The organism is Methanoculleus oceani, assembly GCF_023702065.1.
Taxonomy (GTDB): domain Archaea; phylum Halobacteriota; class Methanomicrobia; order Methanomicrobiales; family Methanoculleaceae; genus Methanoculleus; species Methanoculleus oceani.
The window spans coordinates 751,244-776,294 of record NZ_QFDM01000002.1 but is presented as its reverse complement, the minus strand read 5'-3'; the positions used below and the strand labels follow the sequence as shown (position 1 = coordinate 776,294).

23 protein-coding genes are annotated in these 25,051 nt (G+C 62.8%); 7 read left to right on the top strand and 16 right to left on the bottom strand.

The genetic code is table 11. The features are described 5' to 3' along the window. Positions 1-165: 165 nt before the first annotated feature. The gene (locus DIC75_RS08890) at positions 166-3,762 is read right to left on the bottom strand and encodes a Kelch repeat-containing protein (RefSeq protein ID WP_284738429.1); all 3,597 of its coding nucleotides are present in this window, start codon (positions 3,760-3,762) and stop codon (positions 166-168) included. A gap of 184 nt (positions 3,763-3,946) precedes the next feature. After that, a complete protein-coding gene (locus DIC75_RS08880; protein WP_250987661.1) occupies positions 3,947-4,264 on the bottom strand; it encodes a hypothetical protein in 318 nt (105 codons plus the stop codon). 196 nt (positions 4,265-4,460) lie between these two features. Here DIC75_RS08880 and DIC75_RS08875 point away from each other — a divergent pair, with 196 nt between their 5' ends. Together DIC75_RS08875 and DIC75_RS08870 are read left to right on the top strand one after the other, a co-directional pair. Further along, entirely contained in the window at positions 4,461-6,812 is a 2,352-nt protein-coding gene (locus DIC75_RS08875; RefSeq protein ID WP_250987660.1) for a hybrid sensor histidine kinase/response regulator, read from the top strand. Positions 6,813-6,946: 134 nt separating this feature from the next. Beyond that, positions 6,947-7,432, top strand: a complete 486-nt coding sequence (locus tag DIC75_RS08870; protein ID WP_250987659.1) for a TspO/MBR family protein — start codon at positions 6,947-6,949, stop codon at positions 7,430-7,432. 6 nt (positions 7,433-7,438) lie between these two features. On the opposite strand, the gene DIC75_RS08865 is transcribed toward DIC75_RS08870, so the two are convergent. From DIC75_RS08865 to DIC75_RS08835, 7 genes are all read right to left on the bottom strand, one after another. Beyond that, complete coding sequence (locus DIC75_RS08865) at positions 7,439-8,041, bottom strand: CDP-alcohol phosphatidyltransferase family protein (RefSeq protein WP_250987658.1); 603 nt, start codon at positions 8,039-8,041, stop codon at positions 7,439-7,441. After that, positions 8,038-8,550 carry an adenylate kinase family protein gene (locus DIC75_RS08860; RefSeq protein ID WP_250987657.1) on the bottom strand — a complete coding sequence of 171 codons (513 nt, stop codon included), beginning with the start codon at positions 8,548-8,550 and terminating at the stop codon, positions 8,038-8,040. Before DIC75_RS08860 ends, DIC75_RS08865 begins: the two co-directional genes overlap by 4 nt. Further along, positions 8,547-9,608, bottom strand: a complete 1,062-nt coding sequence (gene hisC, locus DIC75_RS08855; RefSeq protein ID WP_250987656.1) for a histidinol-phosphate transaminase — start codon at positions 9,606-9,608, stop codon at positions 8,547-8,549. Before hisC ends, DIC75_RS08860 begins: the two co-directional genes overlap by 4 nt. After that, entirely contained in the window at positions 9,592-10,716 is a 1,125-nt protein-coding gene (locus tag DIC75_RS08850; RefSeq protein WP_250987827.1) for an acetylornithine transaminase, read from the bottom strand. The genes hisC and DIC75_RS08850 overlap by 17 nt, the downstream gene beginning before the upstream one ends. Positions 10,717-10,766: 50 nt before the next feature. Then, positions 10,767-11,684, bottom strand: coding sequence for a glutamine-hydrolyzing GMP synthase (guaA, locus tag DIC75_RS08845; RefSeq protein WP_250987655.1), 918 nt, complete (start codon positions 11,682-11,684; stop codon positions 10,767-10,769). A 9-nt stretch (positions 11,685-11,693) separates the two neighbouring features. Continuing rightward, positions 11,694-13,283: a CTP synthase gene (gene pyrG / locus DIC75_RS08840; RefSeq protein WP_250987654.1), complete on the bottom strand. Its 1,590-nt coding sequence runs from the start codon at positions 13,281-13,283 to the stop codon at positions 11,694-11,696. Between the two features lie 137 nt (positions 13,284-13,420). Continuing rightward, positions 13,421-13,831, bottom strand: a complete 411-nt coding sequence (locus tag DIC75_RS08835) for a PaaI family thioesterase (protein WP_250987653.1) — start codon at positions 13,829-13,831, stop codon at positions 13,421-13,423. A 298-nt stretch (positions 13,832-14,129) separates the two neighbouring features. Between DIC75_RS08835 and DIC75_RS08830 the strand changes: the two genes are divergently transcribed. Beyond that, positions 14,130-15,308: a hypothetical protein gene (locus DIC75_RS08830; RefSeq protein WP_250987652.1), complete on the top strand. Its 1,179-nt coding sequence runs from the start codon at positions 14,130-14,132 to the stop codon at positions 15,306-15,308. A 255-nt stretch (positions 15,309-15,563) separates the two neighbouring features. Continuing rightward, on the top strand, positions 15,564-16,847 hold the full coding sequence (locus DIC75_RS08825; RefSeq protein ID WP_250987651.1) for a PAS domain S-box protein: 1,284 nt from the start codon (positions 15,564-15,566) through the stop codon (positions 16,845-16,847). Between the two features lie 12 nt (positions 16,848-16,859). Here the strand turns inward: DIC75_RS08825 and DIC75_RS08820 are convergent, their stop codons facing one another. From DIC75_RS08820 to DIC75_RS08795, 6 genes are all read right to left on the bottom strand, one after another. After that, a complete protein-coding gene (locus DIC75_RS08820; RefSeq protein ID WP_250987650.1) occupies positions 16,860-17,645 on the bottom strand; it encodes an MBL fold metallo-hydrolase in 786 nt (261 codons plus the stop codon). A 191-nt stretch (positions 17,646-17,836) separates the two neighbouring features. Beyond that, positions 17,837-18,922, bottom strand: coding sequence for an ABC transporter ATP-binding protein (locus DIC75_RS08815; protein WP_250987649.1), 1,086 nt, complete (start codon positions 18,920-18,922; stop codon positions 17,837-17,839). 4 nt (positions 18,923-18,926) lie between these two features. Next, a complete protein-coding gene (locus tag DIC75_RS08810) occupies positions 18,927-19,628 on the bottom strand; it encodes an ABC transporter permease (RefSeq protein WP_250987648.1) in 702 nt (233 codons plus the stop codon). A 57-nt stretch (positions 19,629-19,685) separates the two neighbouring features. Then, complete coding sequence (locus tag DIC75_RS08805; protein ID WP_250987647.1) at positions 19,686-20,612, bottom strand: ABC transporter substrate-binding protein; 927 nt, start codon at positions 20,610-20,612, stop codon at positions 19,686-19,688. A gap of 144 nt (positions 20,613-20,756) precedes the next feature. Beyond that, a complete protein-coding gene (locus DIC75_RS08800; RefSeq protein ID WP_250987646.1) occupies positions 20,757-21,455 on the bottom strand; it encodes an ABC transporter substrate-binding protein in 699 nt (232 codons plus the stop codon). 87 nt (positions 21,456-21,542) lie between these two features. Then, complete coding sequence (locus tag DIC75_RS08795) at positions 21,543-22,349, bottom strand: amino acid kinase family protein (RefSeq protein WP_250987645.1); 807 nt, start codon at positions 22,347-22,349, stop codon at positions 21,543-21,545. A gap of 94 nt (positions 22,350-22,443) precedes the next feature. On the opposite strand from DIC75_RS08795, the gene DIC75_RS08790 reads away from it, so the two are divergent. Then, positions 22,444-22,680 (top strand): hypothetical protein, encoded by a 237-nt coding sequence (locus DIC75_RS08790; protein WP_250987644.1) that lies wholly within the window; start codon positions 22,444-22,446, stop codon positions 22,678-22,680. Between the two features lie 49 nt (positions 22,681-22,729). Further along, complete coding sequence (locus DIC75_RS08785) at positions 22,730-23,086, top strand: hypothetical protein (protein WP_250987643.1); 357 nt, start codon at positions 22,730-22,732, stop codon at positions 23,084-23,086. Between the two features lie 88 nt (positions 23,087-23,174). Here the strand turns inward: DIC75_RS08785 and tsaA are convergent, their stop codons facing one another. Next, complete coding sequence (gene tsaA / locus DIC75_RS08780; RefSeq protein ID WP_250987642.1) at positions 23,175-23,678, bottom strand: tRNA (N6-threonylcarbamoyladenosine(37)-N6)-methyltransferase TrmO; 504 nt, start codon at positions 23,676-23,678, stop codon at positions 23,175-23,177. A 221-nt stretch (positions 23,679-23,899) separates the two neighbouring features. Between tsaA and DIC75_RS08775 the strand changes: the two genes are divergently transcribed. Next, positions 23,900-25,033: a putative sulfate/molybdate transporter gene (locus DIC75_RS08775; protein ID WP_250987641.1), complete on the top strand. Its 1,134-nt coding sequence runs from the start codon at positions 23,900-23,902 to the stop codon at positions 25,031-25,033. Positions 25,034-25,051 lie beyond the last annotated feature (18 nt).

The window sequence follows — 25,051 nt, the reverse complement described above, 5'->3', positions numbered from 1 at the left end:
TATTGGGATAAACATTCCGATTTTCAATTCAGGTCAGTAGGGGGTATTCGGGGCCTGATTTGCCCTTTAATGGCCACGGGCCACCGGATGGAGCGTGGTATACAGTTCCCGTCTTATATCGGGTTTCGATCAAAAATGGTTGAATGTTTTCCACGTCATGCCGCGTCAATCGTAGTCCCGGAAGAGCGCCGGGTTCTGCCGGTGCATCCACCACCGCCGGACCAGGTAGCCCCCGGCGGCGAGCACCAGGACGACTCCGGCGACAAGGGCGACGGTCCCGAGCGGGAAGTCCGGCGCCGGCCCGCCGGGCGGAGCGGCTGCGGTCTGCGTTGCGGTGGGCTCTGCGACCGCCTGTACGGTGGTCTGTGCCGCTGTCGGGATCGTCACTTCACCGGCCTGCTCGATCCCGGTGATCGCGAAGAGGGAGAACCCGGGGGTCGCGGCCCTGAAGGTGACCGTCGTCCCGGCGGCATCCACGACCCACGTCGGGAGCGCTTCCCACGCCGTGCCGTTGTAGTGGTAGAGCACGATCTCTTCAGGGGTGAATCCATGCTCCTCCAGCCACGCGGCCGGGACGGTGAAGGTGATATTCGCGCCGGTGATCTCCTCAAACCGGGCCGGCACCAGGTCGACGTACTGATACGGGGTTCCCGGCGCCGGGGGGATCCCGGTCCTCGGGGAGGACTGCTTCCAGCCGGTGACGATGAGCATCTCAAGCCCGGTGCCGGTGACGGTGACCTTGCTCACGGCGGAGTCGCCACCCACGTTATATCCGTCCGGTCCGCCCGTTGAGCCGCCGCCGCCACCGCCGCTGTAGACCGGCCTGCGGGTCGGGGTGGGGGTGGGGGTCTGCGTCGGCTCCGGCTCCGTAACCGTGATATACCCGCTCCGGGAGAGCATATCGGTGCCTACCGCGTTACCGACCGTGAGGTTGACCGTGTAGGTCCCGGCGGCAGCGTAGGTGTGGGCCGGGTTCTGCTCGGTCGAGGTTGCGCCGTCGCCGAAGTCCCAGGTCCATACCGTGGGCGAACCGGTCGAGGCGTCGGTGAAGTCAACGGCCAGGGGCGCTGTGCCGGAGGTAGGGGTGCCGCTGAAGGCTGCCGTTGGGGCGACGGGGGCCGAGACCGTGATGTAATTGATCTCGCATATGCTGTCGTACCCACCGGCATTGTATGCCTGCAACGCTATCGTATAGGTACCCGGAGCATCATACACATGCGACGGGTTCTCTTCTGTCGATCCTGCGGGCTGGAGCCGCCACGTATCGTTCAGACGGATCATGCCGTTGTCCTCACCGCCCATCACGAGGATGCTCCCGTCCGGCAGCACGACGCTGGTGTGAGCGTATCTTGCATCCCACCCGGCGTCGGGCAACGGTTCCCAGGTTGTGCCGTTATCGGTCGACCGCCACACGTCGTTCTTCATGGCTCCGTCATGTCCGCCCATGAGGACGATGCTCCCGTCCGGCATCGTGACGGCCGTATGGAAGGCCCGTGCCGTCCACCCGGCGTGCTCGGTCTGCTGCGTCCACGTCGCGCCGCCATCGTCCGACCGCCACACGTCGTTCAACCGGGTGCCGTCATAACCCCCCATGAGGACGATGCTCCCGTCCGGCATCGTGACCGCCGCGTGGTCCTCTCTTGGCGTCCAGATGGGGCCACTCGTCGCAACTTCCTCCCACGTCGCGCCGTAATCGGTCGACCGCCAGACATCGTTCACCTGGAGATAGGTGCTGTCCCAACCTCCCATGAGTACGATGCTTCCGTCCGGCAGCGCAACGCTGGTGTGCCAGTGTCTTGGGGTCCACCCGGCACTCGCGTTCACCCGCGTCCACGTTGCGCCGTCATCGTCCGACCGCCATACATCGTTCTTACGGCCAACGCTGTCAAAACCGCCCATGAGGACGATGCTGTCGCCGACCGCGACCGCCGTATGACCGTATCGCCCCGTCCACCCGGCACTCGCGTTCACCCGTGTCCAGGTTGCGCCGTTATCGGCTGACCGCCACACGTCGTTCCCGGTCGTAAGGTCGCCGGTGATAGGAAAACCGCCCATGAGTACGACGTTCCCATTCGGCATCGTGACCGCCACAGGGAAACTCCGCCCCGACCACCCGGCGTCGGGCAACTGCGTCCATGCCTGATCGTAGGTCTCGTCGCCGAAGAACCACGCCCACCCGGTCGGGGCGCCGGTGGAGTCGTCGGTGAAGGATACGGTCAGGGGCGCAGTGCCGGACGTCGGGGTGCCGCTGAAGTCTGCTTCCGGTGGAGGAGGGGTGACCGTGATGTAATCGGTCCGTCGCGTGCTGCCATAGCCGTCGTCGTTGTACGCCTGCAGCGCCACCGAGTAGGTGCCCGCGGCGGTATAGGTGTGCGTGGGGTTCTCTGCCGTCGAGCCTGCGGTCTGGAGCCGCCACACGTCGTTCGTATAGGCGCCGTCATCGCCGCCCATGAGTACGATGCTGCCGTTCGGCATCGCGACGCTAGTGGAGCCCCATCGTGCCGTCCACCCGGGACTCGCGTTCACCTGCGTCCATGTTGCGCCGTAATCGTCCGACCGCCACGTGTCGTTTTGATAACCTCCGGATGCCCAACCGCCCATGAGCAGGATGTCCCCGTCCGGCAGCACGGCCGCCGTATGGCTCTCTCTTCCCGACCACCCCGCATTCTCGGTCATCTGCGTCCAGGTTGTGCCGAGATCGGTCGACCGCCACACGTCGTTCCTAAATCCGCCGCTCTGACCGCCCATGATTACGATGCTGTCGTCCGGCATCGCGACCGCTGTAAGGTCGGTTCTTCCCGTCCACCCGGCATTCGCGTTCACTTGCGTCCATGTTGCGCCATTGTCGGTCGACCGCCACACATCGTTCTTAAGGGTGCTGTCAGTACCGCCCATGAGCAGGATGCTGTTGCCTATCGCGACGCTGGTGTGCTCGGTTCTTGCCGTCCACCCGGGACTCGCGTTCACCTGTGTCCAGGTTGCGCCCTTATCTGTCGACCGCCAGGTGTCGTTCAATCTGGTGGCGCCACCGACGTTGGTATAACCGCCCATGAGTACGATGCTTCCGTCCGGCATCGCGACGCTGGTGTGTTCGGCTCTTTTCGTCCACCCGGAACTCGCGTTCATCCGCGTCCAGGTTGTGCCGCCATTGTCCGACCGCCACGTGTCGTTTTGATAACCTCCGGATGCCCAACCGCCCATGAGTATGATGTCCCCGTCCGGCAGTACGACCGCCGTATGGGCTCGTCGTTTCGACCAATCGGGATTCGCATTCACCTGCGTCCATGCCTGATCGTAGGTCTCGTCGCCGAAGAACCACGCCCACCCGCTCGGGTCGCCGGTCGATTCGTCGGTGAAGGAGACGGTCAGGGGTGGGGCCCCGGACGTCGGGGTGCCGCTGAAGGCTGCTTCCGGCGGGGGAGAGGTGGCCGTGATGTAATCGGGCCTGGTTTCCGTGTCCGATCCATCCGGGTTGGTGACCGTCAGGCTGACCGTGTAGGTTCCGGCGGAGGAATAGACGTGCGCGGGGTTCCGCTCAGTCGAGGTCCCGCCGTCGCCGAAATCCCAGGACCATGAGCTCGGCCACCCTGCTGAAGTATCGGTGAACTGCACCGTGAGAGGCGCCGGGCCGGTGGTCGGCGTGCCGGTGAACGCGGCCGTCGGGGGCATCGGTCCGACAGCGCTTGCGGTGCCGACAAGCAGCAGGGCTGCAACGATCAGGCACAGTGCCGTCACAGAAATGTTTATGAAAAAATTTGCCATGAAAGGTTTAAGAAATTCATAAACGATAAGCATTCTGGTTTTTTATTGCGTATTGGGCGGGATTTAGGCTTGGGATACGCATGTAAACGTCAGAAATTGCCGATCGCCGTGCAATCGTGTGTCTTCTCCGCACAGGATCGGGATGGATCGGAAAAAGGGGAGTGTTCCGCTCCCTTTCACCGCATCAGTCGTAGTCCTTGAACAGCGCCGGGTTCTGCCTGTGTTGCCACCAGCGCCGGACCAGGAATCCGCCGCCGATCAACACCAGAGCGCCCACACCGACAACCGCAATCGTGCCAAGCGGGAGGTCGGGCGCCGCCCCGCCGGCCGGAGCGGCTGCGGTCTGCGTTGCGGTGGGTTCTGCGACCGCACGCGCAGTGGTCTGTGCCGCTGTCGGGGTCGTCACTTCACCGGCCTGCTCGATCCCGCTGATCGCGAAGAGGGAGAACCCGGGGGTCGCGGCCCTGAAGGTGACCGTCGTCCCGGCGGCGTCCACGCCCAAAGAATGAGGTATAAATTCCCCGAAGGCGGTACTACAGTAGTGAGAACCCGGCCGCGTGCGGTCAGACCCGCGCGGGAGAGCGGCGAGCAGCCCTGCGGCGGGATGTCCCCCGGATGCGGCGGCAGCCGTCCCCGGCCGGATTACCCGGGTTCACGACCGGTACCGGGGGTGCCGGGCCCTGCATACGAGTGATACCATGAGCGAACCGTTGAGAGTATTGTTGATCGGGGAGAACCCCGGCGATCTCCGGAGTGTCCGGGAGATGCTCGGGGAGTGCGGACGCGAGGTCGAGGTGGCGCACTGCGGACGCCCCGAAGACGGGCTTGCTCTGGTATCGGGGGGTGGAATCGACGTGGTGCTCCTCGACCTCGATCTCGCGGCCGGGCAGGGGACGGCGGCCTTCGACCGCCTGCGCCGGACGGCGCCCGACATCCCGATCATCGTGCTCACCGCGGGGGGAGACGACCCCGCTGCCCTCCGTGCGATGCAGCGCGGCGCGCAGGATTACCTCGTCAAAGAGAAGACCGACGGCGAACTGCTCTGCCGGGCCGTCAGGTACGCACTGGAGCGGACGCGGGTGGAACTCGCGCTCCGGCACTCGGAGACGATGTACAGGAGACTGGTCGAGAACCTCAACGAAGGCGTTCTCGCCGTGAACGAGACCGGTATCATCACCTTCGCAAACCCGCGCATGGAGGAGATCCTCGGTTGCCCTGCCGGAAGCCTGATAGGGTCGCCGATCACCGGGCTCTTCGACGGGACCGTTTCGGCCGCCGGACATCCGTTCTGCTGGCTGACCGACCGGAGGCAGGAGTTCGAACTGGACCTTCTCCACAGCGACGGGAGAAGCATCCACGCCCTCGTGGTCACGTCGCCGATCATCGATACTGCCGGCGCCTTTGGCGGATGTCTTGCCGGGGTGCTCGACATCACCGGCCGCAAAAGGGCGGAGGAGGCGCTCAGGCAGAGCGAGCAGAAGTACCGGCTCGTCGTGGAGAGCCTCAGCGAGGGGATATGGGTGATCGACCGGGACGCCTGCACGTCGTTTGTCAACCCCCGGATGGCGGAGATGCTCGGCTATGCCCCGGCAGAGATGATTGGAAAGTCCCTCTATTCGTTCCTCTCTCCTTCCTGCGGTGCCGCGATGCGGGACCGTCTGAACTGCCGGAGAGACGGCACCCGGGAGCAGTACGAGTGCGAATTCGTCCGGAAGGAAGGCGACCGGATCACCGCGCTGATGATAGCGTCTCCGTTCACCGATGAATCCGGAGAATTCCGGGGCTCTATTGCCGGCGTGATGGATATCACCGAACGAAAACGGGCGGAAGAGGAGACCCGCACCCGGAACGAGCAGCTCATGGTACTCAACCAGGTGGTCGGGGTCTCGGCTGCCTCCCTCTCTCTTGCCGAACTCCTGGAGGAGTCGCTCGAGAAGACGCTCGAATTGATGGGGTTCCATGTCGGCATCGTCTACATGCTCGATGCCGAGCGCAAGCGGGCCCTGCTGCAGCACCAGAGGGGGCTGCCCACATCGTGCATGTCCCGGAGCCGTATCATCAAGGTCCACCACTGGCCGTTCAACTTCATCTTCATCGCCGGCCAGCCCCGCTACATGCAGCGGCAGCCCGACCTGAGTTCCATCGAGGCCAGCATACTCGAGGAGCTCGAGGTATCGGCGCTCGCCTGCATCCCTCTCATCGCCGAATCGGTCGTTGTCGGGGCGGTTTATGTCGGCAGCAGGACGAAGGAATCCTTCTCCCGCGAGGAGATGACGCTTCTGGAGATGGTGGGAAAAGAGATCGGGTCGGGTATCCTGAAAGGGATGCTGCACAAGAAACTGGAGGCGGCGAACCGGGAGGCGAACCTCTACCTGGATATCATGACGCACGATATCAGGAACGCCGAGAACGTCTCGGGTCTCTATGCCGATCTCCTCACCGAGATGCTGGAGGGTGAGGGTGCGCTGTATGCGAGAAAGATCCGGAGCAGCATCGAGAGAAGCGCAGAGATCCTCGGGAACGTCACCACCATCCGCCGCATTCACCACGACTCGCCCGACGTCGGGCCGGTCGACCTCGATCTCGTCATCAGGGAGGAAGTCGCCGCCTTCCCGGACGTTGCGATTGAGTTTTCGGTCAGCCATCGCCAGGTCTGGGCGGACGATCTCCTCTCCGAGGTCTTCGCCAACCTTATCCGGAACGCCGTCAAGTCCGGCGGTCCGGAGGTCAGGATCGCCATCCGGGTGGACGATTACGACGGCGAGAACGTGCTGGTCTCCGTCGAGGATACCGGGCCGGGCATTCCCGACCCCATGAAGGAGTCGATCTTTTCCCGGTTCGAGCGGGGATGGGTCGGGGGGTGCGGCGACGGGCTCGGGCTCTTCATCGTCCGCACCCTCGTCGAGCGCTACGGCGGCACCATCCGCGTGGAAGACCGGGTGGAGGAGCGGCAGGATCTCGGTGCGGTGTTCAGGTTTACTCTCCGCGAAGCCCTCCCTACCGGGGGCGACGAAGACGACGAGTATCCAGACGGGGAGGAATACGAGTGACTCCCCGGCTCTGTCCGAAGAGTCTCCTCGGTCCCGGGTCAGGAGCGGTATATCGTCGGCTTTACGTCGGAGCGAGGGCTGACGTTTCGCACCGAGAGCAAAAGTTTTAAGGCACACGGTCACTATTTAGCGTCGTGGCATCTGTATACGTCCGGGTTACCCAGTTATTTACTTCGATCACGATCTGCCTGCTTGCGGCGCTGATCGGGTCGATCTTCACGACACCAGCAATCCCGACCTGGTACGCCGCTCTTGCGAAACCCGAGCTGAACCCTCCTGCGTGGGTCTTCGGTCCCGTCTGGACGGTACTCTACATTCTCATGGGCATCGCGCTCTATCTTGTCTGGAGCAGGGGGTGGGGACAGAAGAACGTACGCGTCGCTATGGCGATCTTCGGCATCCAGCTTGTCTTAAACGTCCTCTGGTCGTACCTCTTCTTCGGACTCCAGGCACCGTACTTCGCTTTTCTCGAGATCGTGCTCCTCTGGATTGCAATCCTCATGACGATAGCCGCCTTCTACCGGGTATCGGTATCCGCGGCGGTGCTCCTCGTCCCCTACCTTCTCTGGGTGAGTTTTGCGGCCTACCTCAACTACGGCATCTACGTCCTCAACCCGTGAGGACGGTCACTTTTTTTCGATCTGCCGCCAGACGTGGGCGAAACGCTGGAAGGCGGTGTAGTGCCCGAGGACGCCGAATATGACGAGAAGCCACCCGAGGTAGTTCAGACCGTAGATCTCTCCCGGAAGCAGCACCGTGAGCACGCCGGCGATGATGATCAACACCAGGCGGTCTGCCCGGCCGAGAATGCCCCCGTAAAACCTTCCCACCCCGACGGCCTGCGCCTGGGTGCCGAGGTATGAGGACATCAGGACCCCGGTCAGCGCGAAGACGCCGATCGGCCAGGATGCGGCGCCGCCCGCAAAGATCCCGGTGATGATGAAGATGTCGGCGTACCGGTCGATGACATGGTCCAGGAAATCCCCGCGGAGGCCCGCGATCCCCATGTCCCGGGCGAGCGCTCCGTCAAGCGCGTCGAAGACGGCGTTGAAGACGACCATGACGACGCCGAGCACGACCCCCCCGGCATAGAACGCAATACCGGCAAGTATCGAAACAAAAAACGATGCAATCGTCAGCCCGTTCGGAGTGACCCCGATCTTTCTTGCCAGGTTCACCACGGGCTGCACGATGCCCTGCACATGCGGCCGGAACTGGTCCAGTGTCATCTGCCGGGCTCCAGGTAATCGGTCCAGTCGATGGACCCGCAGGAAGGCGGGAGTTCTCCCCGGATAACCTGCTCGATCCGGTCTGCACATTCGCCGACGGAGAGATCGGTCGTATCAATCTCAAAGACGTGATCTTCCGGGTGTTCCTCGAGCGTCTCGATCAGGATGACGTCGAGCGCCTCCGCCTCGACGTTCTCCGCGACCTTCCCCTCCGGGTAGTTCCGCGGCGCGAGACGCTGCCGCAGGATGTCGGGACGGCACCGGAGCACCACTACCCGGTCGCAGGGGAGGAGGTGCGCGAGGTGCCCCTCGACAAGCCCGTCGACCGCCTCGAACTCTTCCACCCACCGGTCGACGTCCACCACCAGCGTCTGGCGGGAGCAGTCCTCCTCGATGATGTAGGGCCGCACCGTATCGGCCAGGCGGACGACCGGGTAGCCCCGGTGCTCGAGTTCGGCCGCGATGGATGTCTTCCCTGTTCCCGGCGTGCCGGTGATGCCCGTCATCATAAGTCTTTGATCGCCTCGAGGAATCGAATGTTCTCCCAGTCTTCGCCGATGCTGACCCTGATGAAACGGTTGCCGAGTCCCGGGAAACCGGTGCAGGATCGGACGAGGACGCCCTTCGCCGCGAGGCGTTCCGTCGCCTCGTCCCCGGTGTGAGGAGCGACGTCTATCATAACAAAGTTTGCGTCCGAGGGATACGTCTTAAACGGGATCTCCTCGAGGAACCGCTGCCTCCACTCCCGGATGTGGTCGCGGGCTTCAAGCACCCGGTCGGGGTCGGTAAGCGCCCCGGCGGCCGCCGCGAGAGAGACCGAGTTCAGCGCAAACGGGGTCGCCGCCCGGTGGTAGAACGGTTCCAGCCACCCGGGGACGAAGGCGTAGCCGACCCGCAGCCCGGCGAGGGCGAAGATCTTCGACATCGTCCGCCCGAGGATCAGGTTCTCGTGCCGCTGCATGAGGGGGCGGTAGTCAAGATCCGCAAAGTCGACGTAAGCGTTGTCGAGGAAGAGCAGCCCCTCCATCCCCTCGAGGATCTCCTCGACCGCTTCCGGCGGGACCGAGTTCCCCGTGGGGTTGTTCGGGGTGCAGAGGAAGGCGAGTTTCGCCCCCCGGCATGCCTCGATGAATCCCGCCGTATCGACCGAGAAGTCCTTCTCCCGGCGGGGGACGCTCACGACCCGGGCACCGTGCGCCGCGGCCGCGAGCCCGTAGAATGAGAAGGTTGGGGTCGAGACGACCACCGTCTCCCCGGGCTCGACGACCGTCCGGATCACCGTCTCGATGACGCCGTCCATCCCTGCGCCGGTGACGAACCGGTAGTCGCCGTGGTAGCGGCGGAGGGCCTCGACGAGCGCCGACGCCCGCTCGTCCGGGTAACGATTGATCGTCCGGAGAGCGGCTGTCGCCGCTTCGATTGCGGCGGGCGAGGGCGGCCGGGGGTTCTCGTTGCTCGCGAGGCGTGCCACCCGGTCGATGCCGTGCTCCCGCGCGACATCCTCCGCCTTCTTGGCGTAGGAGTATCCCGTCGCGCCCGAAAAGCACGCTCTAATCAAGTGCCGCATTGATGACACCGAGAGCCGCGTTGATCTCTTCGTCCGTGATCACCAGCGGGGGGATCAGGCGGAGATTCCCATCGGCTGCGCAGTTGACGAGCACCCCGTGCTCGGCGCAGGTGCGCTGGATCTCCGCGCACCGGTCGCCGACCGTGATGCCGATCATCAGGCCGCGGCCCCGCGGGTTGTGGGGGGCAAGGCCTTTCATGAACCGCTCGCCCTTCCGCGCGACATCGGGGAGGACCTCCTCGATGACGCCGATCGTCGCGAGTGCCGCCGCACAGGCGAGCGGCCCTCCGGCAAAGGTGCTGCCGTGCTCGCTCCTTCCAAACTCAAGCCCCTCGCGGGCGACGAGCGCGCCGATCGGAAAGCCGCTTGCAAGCCCTTTTGCGAGCGTGACGATGTCGGGGGTGACGCCGGTGTGCTGGATGGCAAGCCACTTGCCGGTCCGGCCCATCCCGGTCTGCACCTCGTCGACGATCATCAGCGCGCCGGCATCGTCGCAGATCTCCCGGATGCCCCGGAGGTAACTGTCGGGCGGGATCAGGACCCCTGCTTCTCCCTGGATCGGCTCGACGAAGACACCCGCGGTATCCCTATCGACGGCCTCCGCGAGAGCGTCCAGGTCGCCGTAGTCCACGAAGGTGCAGGCGGGCGAGAGCGGCTCGAACGGCTCCCGGATCGCGGGTTTGTGGGTGACGGCGAGCGACCCGCAGGTCCTGCCGTGGAACCCGTGAGTGAACGCGACGAACTTCTTTTTCCCCGTCCGGACGCGGGCGAGTTTTATCGCGCCTTCATTCGCCTCCGCGCCGGAGTTCGAGAGGAACGCTTTGGATAGTCCCGTGATCCCCACCAGTTTCTCCGCAAGTTCCGCCTGGTTCGGGACGTAGTAGAGGTTTGAGCAGTGGATCAGCCGGTGAGCCTGGTCGCAGATCGCCTCTACCACCTTCGGGTGGCAGTGGCCGGTGCTGCAGACCGCGATCCCGGCCACGCAGTCGATGTACTCCCGTCCCTGGTCGTCCCAGACGCGCGACCCCGCACCGCGGACGATCTTCATCGTCCGGGAAAACGCGGGCATGTAGTAGCGAGCATCAAGTTCCCGTGAATCTTCTTCCATGATGTAGTCGCGGGCATTACCCTCCCGTGATTTTTGTTCCATATTCTTCCTCACTCGTACTCGATCGTCGCGGGGGGTTTGGGGGTGACGTCGTAGACGACCCGGGCGACACCGGGGATCTCGGCGGTGATCCTGGTCGCTATCCGGGCAAGGGTGTCGTAGGGCAGGAGCAGGGGGTCGGCGGTCATACCGTCCCGTGACTGGACGGCCCGGACCGCGACGATCCAGCCGTGCAGCCGGATGTCTCCTTTGACCCCGGTCCCGAGGCCGAGGAGCGCGGCAAAGCACTGCCAGGGCTGGAACTTCTCCACCAGGCACTCCTCGACGATGGCGTTTGCCTCCCGGACGATCGCGATCTTCTCCCTCGTCACCTCGCCGAGCACCCTGACGGCGAGTCCCGGTCCCGGGAAAGGCATCCGGTGCTGGATCTCCACGGGAAGGCCGAGCCCGCCGGCCACATCGCGGACCTCGTCCTTGTAGAGGTCGGCAAGCGGCTCGATGACACCTTTGAACTCGATATCGAGGGGCATGCCTCCCACGTTGTGGTGGCTCTTGATGCCCCCTTCGCTCTCGATACGGTCGGGGTAGATGGTCCCCTGCAGGAGCATCGTCGCTCCCGTCCTTTTTGCTTCACGCTCGAAGATCCGGATGAACTTCGCACCGATGACCTTGCGCTTCTCTTCGGGGTCCGTGACGCCTGTGAGCGCCTCGAAGAATTCATCTGCCGCATCCACGACACGGAGGTTTACGTCGGCAAAGAGAGACCGAATCCGTTCGGTCTCTCCCTTCCGCATGAGGCCGGTATCCACGTATATCGGGACGAGTTGGTCGCCGATGGCACGGGCAGCCAGTGCCGCGCAGACCGACGAGTCCACGCCGCCGGAGAGTGCCATCACGACTTTATCAACACCTGCAGTATCGCGTATCTGCCGGACTGCCTGATCGATAAACTTCTCAACGTTTACCATTTTGCTGTCTCACCTGGTATCTGAAGTTGATTTATTCTTTTTGCATGCAGCTACAAAGCCGATGTAGGGCGGGGAGGGGTTTGTGGGGCTCGATCTGAACTCGGGGTGGAACTGTGTCGCGAGGTAGAAGGGGTGATCCGGGAGTTCGCAGACCTCCATCCGGTTCCCGCAGGTGCCCGAGAAGACGAGGCCGGCGTTCTCAAGGTCGGCGATGAACTTCGGGTTCACCTCGTAGCGGTGCCGGTGCCGCTCCACGATCGCGGTCCTGCCGTAGAGGCCGGCCACCCTCGTCCCTTCCTTGAGAACGACGTCGCAGTTCCCGAGGCGCATCGTGCCGCCGAGATCAGAGACCTCCTCCTGCTCGGGGAGGATGGCGATGACGTGCGCCCCTGGTCCCATCTCTTCGCTGGTGGCATCGGGAATGCCGAGGACGTGCCGCGCATACTCGATCACCGAGAGCTGGAAGCCGAGGCAGAGGCCGAGGTAGGGTTTGTTGTTCTCGCGGGCATACTGTATCGCCCGGATCTTACCTTCGATGCCGCGCTTGCCGAACCCTCCCGGGATCAGGATGCCGTCGACATCGGCAAGGTCACGGAGTTCGAACGCCTCCGCATCCAGCCAGCGTATGTTTACCTCGGTGGAGAGCGCCCTGCCTGCATGCTTGAGCGACTCCTTGATGGAGATGTAGACGTCCTCGATCCCGTACTTGCTGACGATGGCGACCGTCGCCCGGTTCGTGTATTCCTGCGAGACGACCCGGTACCACGCGGTGTCCGGCTCCCTGTTATCGAGGGTCAGGTAGTTGCAGACGACGTCCGCAAGCCCCTCCTTCTCCAGTTCCATCGGGATCTGGTAGATGTCGGGGACGTCCTTTGCCGAGATCACGGCTTTTGCCGGGACATCGGTGAAGGTGGATATCTTCTTCTTCGTCTGCGGGCTGAGCACCTCGCGGCTCCTCGCGACGATGATGTCGGGCTGTAGCCCGAGTTCCCGCAGGGCCTTGACCGAGTGCTGCGTGGGCTTGGTCTTGAAGTCTCCCATGGTGTCCACCGGGACCAGGGTGACATGGACCAGGATCATGTCCTCCGGCGCGAGTTCGCCGTGCATCTGCCGGACGGCCTCGAGGAACGGCATGCTCTCGATATCGCCGACCGTGCCGCCGACCTCCACCAGGCAGATCTCGGCTACCCTGTCGCCGTTGATCTGCTCCTTTGCCGCCCGGCCGATGCAGTGCCGGATCTCGTCGGTGATGTGAGGGATGATCTGGACGGTCGCGCCGAGGAAGTCCCCGCGCCGCTCTTTCTCGATGACGTCCCGGTAAACCTTGCCCGTCGTGATATTGTGGATTGATCTGAGGCTGATGTTCAGGAACCGTTCGTAGTTGCCGAGGTCGAGGTCGACTTCCCCGCCGTCGGAGAGGACGAAGACCTCACCGTGCTGGGCGGGGTTCATGGTGCCGGCATCGATGTTCAGGTACGGGTCGATCTTCACCGCCGTTACCTGGTATCCGCGGTTTTTTAAGAGGCGGCCGATGGATGCGGTGGTGATGCCCTTCCCGAGCCCGCTCATGACGCCGCCGGTTACAACGATATACTTCAAACTCTCGTTCCCCTCCGGTTGTTCCAGGTTCTCTATCTTATGTATGTGATCTTGGGTATTGAGAATGTATTGTTCCGGCAGTCCCGCAGAATCCCCGGCCGCGCAACGGGGGGTTCTGCCGGCAGTCCGCCGTGGTGTCACTTCTCGATGACCGCAAACGATGTCGACGTCCGGGCAAGAAGCGTGTCGTCCGCCGCGCTCCGGACCTCTCCGTCTGCAAACGCCACCCGGCGCCCTTTGCGGATGACCCTTCCGGTGGCGGCTATCGTCCCGACGTTGACGCCTTTGATGAAACTGGTGTGCTCGTCGATCGTGGCGATCCTTTCGTTCTCGGCAAGGAGCGTGTAGAGTGCAAGGGCAATCGCCTCGTCTGCGAGCGCCACGTAGATCCCTCCCTGGAGCCACCCGGCACCGTTCAGCATATCCGGTCTGACCTCCATGGTGAGGCGGGCGCACCCGTCGCCGAACTCACCCACCTCTATCCCCATCAACGTAAAGAAGGGATTCGCGTCTCTTCCAACCCGTTTTAGTTCGTCAATGTAGCCCACGCGACCACGCACCTGTGTGCGAGAGGCTTTGAGGTCCGCCGGGATAAACGTTGTGAATATCATGCCTGATGCAGCGTTTCATTCGTGTAACCGGCCGTTTTATCGGTTGAAGGCCGGGGTCGCCGCTGCACCGTACCCGGTCGGGCCGATTCCCTCGCCAGGGTTCCGGCAACCCCTCGCCCGGAACGGTTCCTCTCCTTAACGTGGCGAATACGGGAGCGGATGCTCCTCACTGCCGGATGGGTCCCGGAGATCATATAAAAACAAATATCTCGTTTCGTCCTCTATCTGTACCGGTATGGAAGGTGCATGGCAGCCCGAAGCACTCCGGAACAGGAGACTCGAGCAGCTCCGGGCTACCATGGACGATTACATCGTAAAGCATACCGAACAGGTTGAAGCAAACCTCCCGGTCTTCTTCGGGCACGTTGCCGCCACGCTCGACAAGACCTTTCCCGACCTGGACGACGGGGCCCACGATGACTTCATCGATGCGACCGTCTTCACGCTCATCAACACCACGCGCGAGGCCCCTACTACGGAGTTTCTCGAGAAGACCCTGCGGCATGCCATGGGGAACAAGCGGCGGAGAAAGGGCCGGGTAACCCTCGATGTGATCGTGGGCCTCAAACTGATCGATACCGGCAACTACCATCATGCAATCGAGTACCTTACGCCCCATAAGGCCCATGACGGTCGTATCAACGCCGCAATAGCCTACTGTTACTACGCCCTGTCCCTGGCGAAGAACAGGACGCCGGGTCCCCGTCCCGACGATCTGGAGCTTCATGCCCGCGAGGAGATGCTGAATCTCTCCCGGATCCGCGCCCCGCTCAACCGCCTCGGTTTCTTCGATCGCAAAGAAACCCGGCTGAACTCGATCTTCTGGTTCATGCTGGATCTGGCGTTCACCTGGTTCCCGAGCGAACCGGGGTTCTATCGCATCGGTATCTCCCGGACAAAACACGAAGGGGATGCGGAACGTCGCCAGCACCTCCTTTCCCTTGCTACGGAACGGTTCTCGGATGACAGATTCTTCCTGACCGAGGCGTTCAATACCCGTGTAGAGCTGCGCAACGGGAGCGGTGCCGCCGCTATCGTCAAACAGATGATGCAGCAGTATCCCGACGACCATGAGCCGCTCTATTACGGGATGAAACTTGCGATTCTCGGAGGGCAATCGAGATCCTACGCCAGTTTCCGAAAACTGGCGATCTTGAAAGAGTTCCCCCGGCACCTGCTCCTGATGCTGGATGCCGTGCTCGAGGTCATGTGCAACCACAAGACCGAGAGTTACGTCTGCTTTGAGGAGGCAAAGAAGGCTTCGCCAGGGCGGGATTACTACATCACGGCACTGGAGTACATCCTCCGCGACTTCATCGAGGGAGACGAAGATCGGGCGAAAGGGGCGAGGTCCGCTTTCTTCACGAGCGTCGACCAGTATAGTCTGCGGATCCTGAAGATCAAGGAGACCTGAACGTGACTTCGTATTGCAAAGATCCCCCGGAGATCCCTGGTCGTGGGCGACCCCGCGTCCCCTCCTGGATTCACCCGTTCCCTCCGGGCAGTGTCGAATTTACGGTAATCCTCTGGATGTCCCGTTAAAAAAGCCAATCTCGAAGATAAGACGGAAAGGCATAACGATGAATATATTTATCGCAACAGGCAAAATCTCCTACGGACTGCGCTTACGGCCCAGAATATTCGGATACATCAGGGAGGATCGATTACAATGACGGGAAACAATACTGCTCGAGACACCGTGAGGGGAGCATCCGGCACCCACGACGCCCGGGGATCGCCGCACCTTGGAGAGGATGTCTGTCTCTCGATCCTTCGTGAAGCGCCGGACGGACTCGTTCTGGTGGACGGCGAGGGCGGAGGCCGGTACCTGAACCCGGCGTTTACCCGGATCACCGGGTATACCCGGGAGGATGTACCGACCCTCGCCGCGTGGTTCGAGCATGCCCACCCGAACCCGGGATACCGGCAAAAAGTGCAGGGTATGGTGCAGGAACTGCTCCTGGGCGACCGGAGCACCCTGGTTGCGAGTGCCGTCTGCCGGGACGGCAAGGTGCGCGATATCGAGTTCCGGCGGGCGTCGGTCGAGGGTGGCTGCATTCTGCTCACAATCCGGGACGTCACCGAGCAGACTCTGACCGAGGAGCACCTCAGGCAGGCCACATCCGAACTGACCGCGGCGATCGAAGCCTTCCCGGACCTCTTTATCCGACTGAACGCCGACGGCACGATCCTCGACTCCAGAGCAGGGAGGCTCGCGGAGACGCCGCTTGTATCCCGGGCACTGCTCGGGCGGCGGATGCAGGATCTGCTCCCTGCCGGGGTAGGAGAGGCATTTCTGGATGCACTGCAGCAGGCCGTGCGGACAGGCGCTCCCGCCGCACCCCTGGAGTTCAGCCATACGGAAACCGGAGAGGTCCGGCATTACGAAGCCCGCGTTGTGCCGCTGTACGAGATGCACCTGATGGCCGTCATCAGGGATATCACGGAGCGCAAAGAAGCGGAGCAGGAGCTGCACCGGCATCGCGAGCACCTGGAAGATCTCGTTGCCGAGCGGACCGCCGAACTCGAACGTGCGAACCAGCAGCTCGAGCAGCTTCTCTACTGCATCGAGGTGACCGAGCGGAAAGCCGCGGAGGGGTGGCTGGACTCATCGGTCGAGCAGGGCATCCTGGGCGTGCCTGAACCGGAGGAGGCAAGGATCACCACCGATGCTGCCGGGACGGTCATCATCGTCAGTCCGGAAGCCGAGCGCCTGACCGGCCAGGCCGGAGAAGAACTGACCGGAAAGCCGGTATGGTCCCTCCTCTGCAGCGATACCAGGGAGATTCTCTCGGAGGAAGTGCTGCGGCAGGGCAGGTCCGCAGAGTGCAAGCAGGGTGCGGTACTCGTGAGAAACGACGGTTCAAAACAGGCGGTCCGCATCTCCGCCGACCCGATCATCGATGCCGCGGGTGTCGTGATCGGCATGGTCTGCACGATTCAGAAGTTGTAAGGATGGGGACGCTCAGAGCCTGAAGCCGCAGGACTCGGGGTGGACCGCCCCGGGGTCCTGGGGCGCCACGGTGACCCCCACCTGGTCGGAGTAGAACCCGAGCCCTTCGAGCGCGGAGAGGAGCACCTTCTCTGGCGTGTTATTGATCTCGCTTACGTGGGCGAGCACCGCCATGTGGATGTGATCGGCGAGTCTCTGCAGGCAGCGGGCGGCATCCGGGTTCGAGAGGTGCCCGCGTTTCGATCGGATCCGGCTCTTTAAGTACGCGGGATACGGGCCGTTCTCGAGCATATCGGGACAGTGGTTGCTCTCGAGGAGAACGGCGTCGCAGGATGCGAGCCGGTCGAAGATGGTCGTGGTGACGGTGCCGGTGTCGGTGCAGCACCCGACACGGAGGTCTCCTTCCCTGACGGAGAACCCGCAGGGTTCCCGGGCATCGTGAGAGGCGGCGAAAGGTTCGATCGAGAAGTCGCCCACACAGAACGTCTCGTCACAGCGGCATCGCCGGATCTCCGCCGACGTCCCCCCGCACTTCTCGCGGAACGCCTCAAGCGTTCCGCCGGTTGCGTAGACCGGCACGCCGAGTTTTCTTGCCAGGACATCGACGCCCCGGATGTGGTCGATATGCTCGTGCGTAACGAGAATCGCCTCGACGAGCGATGCATCGGCGCCTGCGCATCTGAGGCGGCGAAGGGTCTCACGAGCGGAGAGCCCCGCGTCGATGAGAAGCGCGCCGCGCTCCCCCCGCAGAAAGGTGCAGTTTCCTTTGCTCCCGCTGGCGAGGACTGTCAGTTCCATTGTAGAAATGGTGGGCCGTGCGGCTATTTAAGGACACGGCGGTGAACCGTGCAAAAAGAGCCCCGGGGTCCGGGACACCGTTACCTGATGAGAGGGCATGAGCGCAACGGAGGGCTCCCGGCAGAGGGAGGTCGGCCGGATCGTCGCGGGTCTTGCTGACGGCCGGGCACGCGTGAGGAGGGAGACAGGCTTCAGTTCCGCGTCGCCCTGACGACGTGGACCGACTCCGCCGTAAACGAGGCGGTAACCCGGCTGCCTTCCCGCAGGTCCAGGTCGTCCACCGCCTTCCAGGAGAGGACTGACGAGAGCGCAAACCCGCAGTCGACCGTCACCCTGCTGAACGGGCCGCGCGGGGAGACGGAGGCCACGATGCCGGGGAGGGCGTTCTTGCCGGGAGTGGCCTTCCCACCACCCGCCGGGGCGATCCGTATATCCTCCGACCGGATGCAGAGGCAGACGTTCTCTCCCCTGCCAAACGAGAATTTTGTTCTGACCCGGACGCCGCCGACGTCGACGACGGAGAAGTCGTTCCCGTCGGCCTCGACTACCCCTTCGACGACGTTCTCGGTGCCGACGAACCGGGCAACCTCGCTGCTCGCCGGTACGGTGAAAATATCTCTCGGGGACCCCACCTGCGCGAACACGCCCTTCATCAGCACGCCGATCCGGTGGGCGAGCCGCTGCCCCTGGTACATGTCGTGGGTCGAAAAAAGGATAGTCGTGCCGAGGTCGCGGTTGATCCGGAGGACCAGCTCCTCGATCTTCTCCACCGAGACCGGATCGAGATTCGCGGTCGGCTCGTCCATTAAGAGGATCTCCGGCTCGATCACCATCGCCCGGGCAAGAGCCACCCGCTGCATCTCCCCGCCCGAGAGCGTCCGGGCCCGCCGATCCTCATAGCCGGCAAGGCCGACCAGAGCGAGGGCGTCCCTGGTCTTCTTGCGGATCACACTCTCGCTCGCTCCCCGGAACCGGAGCCCGATGGCGACATTCTCTGTGACCGTCGAGTTGAAGGCGGCAGGCTTCTGGAAGACCATCCCCATCATCCGGCGGGTTCGGAGGCTCTGCTCCTTTCCGGCGTGGATGTCGACACCGTCGATGCGGATCGCTCCTCCCGTCGGGGTATCGAGGAGGTCGATGAGGCGCAGCAGGGTCGACTTCCCGGATCCGCTCGGCCCGATGACGGCGAAGATCTCTCCCCGCCCGATGCGCGCGGTGACGCCGTCGAGCACCGTCTTATCATCGAATTGCTTTGAGACGTCTGCAAGTTCAATCATGGGGTCACCGGTGCTGTACCGTGGTTATGGCGAGATTCACGCCGAGGGCGATGGCGAGGAGGACCAGTCCGAGTGCGATGGACTGGGGAATGTTCCCCATCGAGGTCTCAAGCGATATCGCGGTCGTCAGGACCCGGGTCGAACTCGCAAACGACGACGCCATGATGTTGCCGCCGACGAGGATGGCCGCCCCGACCTCGGATATCGCCCGCCCGAACCCGACCGCGACGGCCGCGAGGATTGCAAATCGGGCCTCTTTCATGATGTTTACGAGGAACTGGAGGCGGGTCGCCCCGAGCGAGTAGAGGGTATCCCTGACGACCGGGTCGATCCCCGAGAGCGCGGAGATAGTGAGGCCGGTCATGATCGGCAGGATGAGGACCGTCTGCGCGATGACCATGGCGGTCGGAGTGAAGAGCAGCCGCAGGGATCCGAACGGTCCGACGCGGGATATGAGCAGGAATATGAGGAGCCCGACAATGACCGTCGGCAGGGAGTAGAGCGTCTGGATCAGGTTGATGAGACTCTTCCTTCCGGGGAACGTGCCGAAGTTGATCGCGGCGCCGAGCGGGATGGCGATCAGGGTGGCAAAGATCGTCGCGGTGAGAGAGACGATGATGCTTCTCGCGGCGATGGCCATCACGTCGGGGTCGAGCGTGACGATGAGCCGGATCGCCTCTATGAATCCCTCAATGATCTCGTACATGCCTGCACCTGATTATACTCTGCCGAAGGCAAAAAGGGGGTGGGAATAGGGGCCGGATCAGAGGACCGGGTCCTTCACTTCAGCCTCTGTTACGCCGATCTTCTCCCAGTCGTTCTGGGCGGCGTAGAAGAGTGGCTGGCCGTACTGGTCGACACCGAAGGAGGCGATCTCCTCCTGAACATCGTCGGAGATCATGAAGTTGATCCAGTCTTTCGCGACGGTGGTGTTGGTGTCGGGGTACTTCTCGGGGTTGATCTGCATGGCGCAGTAGACGTTGAGCAGGATGTCGCCCTCGTCCACGAGCGTCACGAGCTCGAGGTCGCCCTTGTAGGCGAGGTAGGTCCCGATGTCGGAGAGGGTGTAGGCCTGCTTCTCGTTCGCCATCGTCAGGGTTGCACCCATGCCCGTCCCGGCCTCCTGGTACCAGTCGCCGGAGCCCTGCACGTCCGCGGAGTAGTTGAATCCGGCTCCCTTCCAGATGGCCTTCTCCTTGGAGTGCGTGCCTGAGGCATCGCCGCGCGAGACAAAGACGACATCCGATCCGTCGGCCATTCCAGTCTCCCGGATGGTGGTGAACGCCGCTTCAGGCTGCATGCCCTTGATGCCTGCCGGGTCGGACTCGGGTCCGATGAGGACGAAGTAGTTGTAGGCGAACACGCGCCGGTCGGTACCGTAGCCGTCGGCGAGGAAGGCGTCTTCACGCGCACGGTCGTGCACCATCAGGACGTCCACGTCTCCGTTCTGTCCGTATTCGATCGCCTTACCGGTCCCGGCGGAGACGATCAGCACCTCGGCGTTGTACTGCTCCTCGAAGATCGGTGTGAGGTGATCGAGGAGTTTGGTGTCGTAAAGGCTCGTCGTCGTCGCGATACGGAGCTGCTGCTTCTCTACGGGGGTCGGGTCGGTTGTCGTCCCGGTACAGCCGCAGATGAACAGGAGGGCGACCATGACGGCCGCAACGGCAAAAACGGTTCTTCTTTGCATAATTATCAATCAGGTATCGGAATACTTACATTTAAATGCTATTGGTTTACTCTAAAATCAAGTTTATCAAGTTTATTATGTTGACCTATGGGGGATGTCAACAACAAAAGCGAAATTGAAGGCCGTGGCCTTCCGGCCCGCCTCTCACCCGATCACGAGATCGTGGTACGCGTCGCCGTCGGCCTCGACAAAGAGGACTGCCTTCCCCCCGACACGGGCGGGCTTCGGGAACTTCCGGAGCGCGACTACGCCCTCGCCGACCACCGCCCCGTCCCGGGTCTCTACCCGGTCGACGCCGGAGGCGAGGATTGCAGCGACCGTCTGGTTGCCGCGGAGGTCCCGGGTCGTTCCCTTTTGGACGAACCGGCCGTCGTTGCCCGATGCCGCAAGCCCTATGCCGGCAAGCGCACCGATCACGCCGTCCTCGGTGCCGCCGAGGCCTTCGAGGAGGACTCCCGCCTCCCGGGCGAGTGTGCGTGCCTGTTCCTGCGTCACGATGCTCGTCTTTGCCGAGAAGCCGAAGCGGGAGAGGTCGTTTCCGATCTCCCGGTCGGCGGCGACGCAGATGCCGGGGTCGCTCCCCTCGATGAAGTCGTTGAGCATCAGTTCCTTTGCCGCCGCGAACACCCCGGCCGCGATCCCGTTCCCGGTATCCTGGATGTGGATGACCGCGGAGCTGTTGTGGGAGGTGTAGGGGACGGCGGGATGGACAAAGAGCTGGTGACGGGTCACCCCCGTCACCGTGTACGACCGGGCGAGTTCTGCTGCAATCATGCGGGCGAGCCGTCCGGTTCCCCGGGACTCGCGGGTGTCGGTGTCGTCGATGCCAAGGTAGAGGGTCATAGGATCGCTTACTCGCTATACTGATCCGCACACAAGATTGAAGAAGGCTTCTCCGGGGTTAAAGAAAAGAAGTTGACTCCTGGGCTGTCAGGCCCGGATGATGGTGCCTACCCGCTCCCCGTTGAGAGCCTTTGCAATGTTCCCGGGGACGTGGGCGTTCACCACCTTGATCTCCTTTACGTGGACGGCATCCCGGAGCAGCTCGACTGCCTTGGGTTCAAGCACCATATCCTCCATCTCCATCTCCAGGAGTTCTTCAGCCGTGATATCGGCGATGAACTCGGCGTCGGGGTTCACGAACGGGTTTTCTGTGTAGAGGCCGTTCACGTTCTTCCCGAGGATGCAATTTTTCCCGCCTACCACCTCGGCCATCAGGAAGGCGCCGGTATCGGTCCGGTGAGGCGGGATGCTCCCGAGTTTCGGCGGGTGCTCGTAGAGTCCGTAGGGCGGGGTGCCCTGCACGACGGGGAGCATCCCGAGAGATATGACCGAGGGGAGGTTTAAGAGATCGGCGGTGTGGATCCGGACACCGTTGTACTTCGAAAAGAGGATGGACATCATGATCGCGTTCTGCTCGCTGATCTTGCCCGCCAGTTCCGCAAGCACTCCCGTCGGCATCCCCAGATCGATGCCGACGTCGAGGATGTGACGCACCCGGACGCCGCCGCCGGTGGCGACCAGGATCTTGTTGTTCCGGGAGAGTTCTCCGATCTCTTCGACCAGCGGGTAGATGATCTCCTTCCCGTAGTCGATGACCCCGTGGCCGCCGATCTTGACGACGTTTAAGTCCGGCATGATCCTGACCTGCCGGCCGCTTCTGGTCTCGCGAAGCAGGCTCCGCCGGACAAGGCTCTCGCCGCGGAACCTCGAATCCATCTCAAATCGCTCTGCCATGATAACATCACTTAACTCTGGTGTGAAGGAAAACATTAAGTATCTTTGCGACCACTACCTGCTGGTATACCAATTGGTATGGGATGGGAAAACCATGAAGATCTATGCACGAGAACGCCAGAAAGTCGGCACCGGCGTTAAGCAGCCCCGGTTCCGAGTCGTCGCCGTCGTTGAAGAGCAGGGCGAATCAAAGCACCTGAAGGTGGAGGGAACTCACTTCAGGAAGCTCGAACTCGAACAGATTTCAAAGGACATCGGGGCGGAGATCATCTACCTCGAAGAGATGCCCGAGGAAGAGCGGGGCGAGATGAAGAAGGCAGAAGCGGCATAACCAAACCGACTCTCTTTTTTCCGCCGGACGCGAGTACTGTTACGATCGGATGTCCACGCACGAACATGATGATATCATCGATGCGGCAGTCCGGATCCTCCTCGAAGAGGACCGGTGCGTAACGATTGGTTTTTACCCGGGCGGCATCGCCATACGGTTCCCCACGACCCGGAAACTCGCCGAGCACCTCGGGATCCCGCATTACTACGTCCTCCCCCGATTCGGGGAGATGGAGCGTGACGGGCTGATCCGCAGAACGGAGCGGGTCGGCATCTCCACCACGGCGGCGGGGACAGAGCGGCTCCTCGCGGTCATGGTGGAGCGGCACGGCGAGCGCGCAGAGGAGGTCCTGGGTGTGGGCGTCCTCCGGGCGTTGCAGGCCCGCGTTGGTCAGGCCCCTTCCTGAACTCTGAAGGGTAGACGTGGGCCGCCGAAGGCCGGAAGACGAGATCGCCGGCATCGTCGTCCGGAAATGTGAGAGGAGTTCCGATGCCTCATGAGGACTCCTCATGCTCCCGGAGGTCCTTTGGCGAGAAACTCCGGACCTTTACCTCCTCGATGTGCTTTGCGTCGACCCAGCCGCTCCGGACGTCGTCGCGATGGTCGAACTGGCGGACGTAGGGTTTGATGTCGAGAAGCGGCGTGCCGTCAAGCACGTCAATTCCGCGGACCCGGACTGTGTTGCCCTCGACGGCAATGACTTCGACGAGGGAGATCCCGATCGGGTTCGGGCGGCTGAAGTGGCGTATGGCAAAGATCCCCCGCTCCTTGCTGCCATCGACGAACGGACGCTGGAGCAGGCTAAAGCCGTTTGCCCGGTGAAAGTGGTAGAGGAGGATGATGTGGGAGAACCCCTCGACCCCCTGCAACCCTTCGGCGTATTCGGGAAAGACCTCGATCGTCCCCTCCGCTTCGGAGAAGATGCTCTGGATGGGTGTTGTGTCCTGGTCGGTGAACGGTGAGTGAATGGTTCCGATGATCCGGTAGGTGACTTCCATGCGACTTCTCCCTCTGTCCTGGTATATCAGGGCAGGTGTACTTTCATATGAATAATTACTCAGGAGGACAAAATAAACGTTTATAGATCGGAGCGAATCAACGGTTTTAATTTAACCCACTTGGTTATTGGGAAGCAATAATAAAGTTTATTATAGTCGGGCAGAGACGCACCGGATCGTTCATCAAAAACCCCAGAGGGAGAAGATAAAGGGGTCTCGAAATGGAGGAGAGCACCGGAACGGAGGAGAGCGGCATCAGGATCACCCTCGAGGAGGTCGCCGGAGCCGTCGGCGACTTCGGCACCATCTTCCCCATACTGCTCGGTGTCGCCATCGTCTGCCCGGACGTGAACGTCAGCCACTTCTTCCTCTTCCTCGCTGCCTGGTTCATCATTACCGGACTCTACTACCGCCTCCCGGTCCCCATCGAACCGATGAAGGCGATCGGCGCCATCGTCATCGCGGAAGGGCTCTGTGCCGGCGAGATCGTGGCATCGGGGCTCGTCGTCGGTGCGCTCTTCCTCCTGCTCGGACTCGTCGGCGGCATGACCTGGCTTGGGGACCGGATCCCGAAAAGCGTCATCCGGGGTGTCCAGGCGGGGCTTGCGCTCCTCCTCCTCAGGACGTCGCTCGGCTACATCCTCACCGATCTCCTCGTTGCGGTGCTCGCGATCGGGATCATCGTTGCTTTCTTCATCGCATCGCAACGCACCCGGGTCCCGGACGTCTCCGCCCTGCTGGTGCTTCTCATCGGGCTTGCCGCAGGCATCGCCGTGCAGGGGATGCCGCCGTTCCGTCTGATGCCTCTTCCCGCCCTCATCATACCCGCGCCGGCGGATTTCATCACCGGCACCTGGGACCTCGTCCTCCCGCAGGTGCCGCTCACCATCGCGAACGCCATCCTCGCCACATCGCTCCTCACCTACGACCTCTTCCCGAAGAAGGGCGTGGACCCCGACCGGCTCTCCCGGACCATCGGCGCCATGAACCTGATCTCGACGCCGCTCGGGGGATTCCCCATGTGCCACGGCGCGGGAGGGCTTGCCGCGATGTACCGGTTCGGCGCGAGGACCGGCGGAGCGAACATCGTCGCCGGCCTCTTCATCCTCGTATTCGCCGTCGCCTTCGCCCCGCCGGAGGTGCTGACCCTCATTCCCTTCGGCGTCTTCGGTGCGCTCCTGGTCTTCGTGGCGCTCGAGCTCGGGAAGCACAGCGCGAAGACGGAGTCGTACCTGGTCACGGGAGTCATCGCCGTCCTCACCCTCGTGGTCGGGCTCACGGTCGCGTTCATCGTCGGGATGGTCCTCGCCTACGCCCTGCAGTGGTGGGCGGGAAGGCAGCAGCCCGGGTCCTGACCTGACCCGGGTTTATTT

Excerpts from the sequence above, each read along its gene's own strand:
- DIC75_RS08890 (WP_284738429.1), bottom strand. The coding sequence starts at position 3,762 with ATGGCAAATTTTTTCATAAACATTTCTGTGACGGCACTGTGCCTGATC.
- tsaA (WP_250987642.1), bottom strand. The coding sequence starts at position 23,678 with ATGGAAGTCACCTACCGGATCATCGGAACCATTCACTCACCGTTCACC.
- DIC75_RS08860 (WP_250987657.1), bottom strand. The coding sequence starts at position 8,550 with ATGATGACGGGCATCACCGGCACGCCGGGAACAGGGAAGACATCCATC.
- DIC75_RS08830 (WP_250987652.1), top strand. The coding sequence starts at position 14,130 with ATGGAAGGTGCATGGCAGCCCGAAGCACTCCGGAACAGGAGACTCGAG.
- DIC75_RS08805 (WP_250987647.1), bottom strand. The coding sequence starts at position 20,612 with ATGCAAAGAAGAACCGTTTTTGCCGTTGCGGCCGTCATGGTCGCCCTC.
- DIC75_RS08800 (WP_250987646.1), bottom strand. The coding sequence starts at position 21,455 with ATGACCCTCTACCTTGGCATCGACGACACCGACACCCGCGAGTCCCGG.
- DIC75_RS08815 (WP_250987649.1), bottom strand. The coding sequence starts at position 18,922 with ATGATTGAACTTGCAGACGTCTCAAAGCAATTCGATGATAAGACGGTG.
- DIC75_RS08865 (WP_250987658.1), bottom strand. The coding sequence starts at position 8,041 with ATGACACTGGACCAGTTCCGGCCGCATGTGCAGGGCATCGTGCAGCCC.
- DIC75_RS08810 (WP_250987648.1), bottom strand. The coding sequence starts at position 19,628 with ATGTACGAGATCATTGAGGGATTCATAGAGGCGATCCGGCTCATCGTC.
- DIC75_RS08790 (WP_250987644.1), top strand. The coding sequence starts at position 22,444 with ATGAAGATCTATGCACGAGAACGCCAGAAAGTCGGCACCGGCGTTAAG.
- DIC75_RS08875 (WP_250987660.1), top strand. The coding sequence starts at position 4,461 with ATGAGCGAACCGTTGAGAGTATTGTTGATCGGGGAGAACCCCGGCGAT.
- DIC75_RS08775 (WP_250987641.1), top strand. The coding sequence starts at position 23,900 with ATGGAGGAGAGCACCGGAACGGAGGAGAGCGGCATCAGGATCACCCTC.
- DIC75_RS08820 (WP_250987650.1), bottom strand. The coding sequence starts at position 17,645 with ATGGAACTGACAGTCCTCGCCAGCGGGAGCAAAGGAAACTGCACCTTT.
- hisC (WP_250987656.1), bottom strand. The coding sequence starts at position 9,608 with ATGCGGCACTTGATTAGAGCGTGCTTTTCGGGCGCGACGGGATACTCC.
- DIC75_RS08795 (WP_250987645.1), bottom strand. The coding sequence starts at position 22,349 with ATGGCAGAGCGATTTGAGATGGATTCGAGGTTCCGCGGCGAGAGCCTT.
- DIC75_RS08785 (WP_250987643.1), top strand. The coding sequence starts at position 22,730 with ATGTCCACGCACGAACATGATGATATCATCGATGCGGCAGTCCGGATC.
- guaA (WP_250987655.1), bottom strand. The coding sequence starts at position 11,684 with ATGGTAAACGTTGAGAAGTTTATCGATCAGGCAGTCCGGCAGATACGC.
- DIC75_RS08825 (WP_250987651.1), top strand. The coding sequence starts at position 15,564 with ATGACGGGAAACAATACTGCTCGAGACACCGTGAGGGGAGCATCCGGC.
- DIC75_RS08850 (WP_250987827.1), bottom strand. The coding sequence starts at position 10,716 with ATGGAAGAAGATTCACGGGAACTTGATGCTCGCTACTACATGCCCGCG.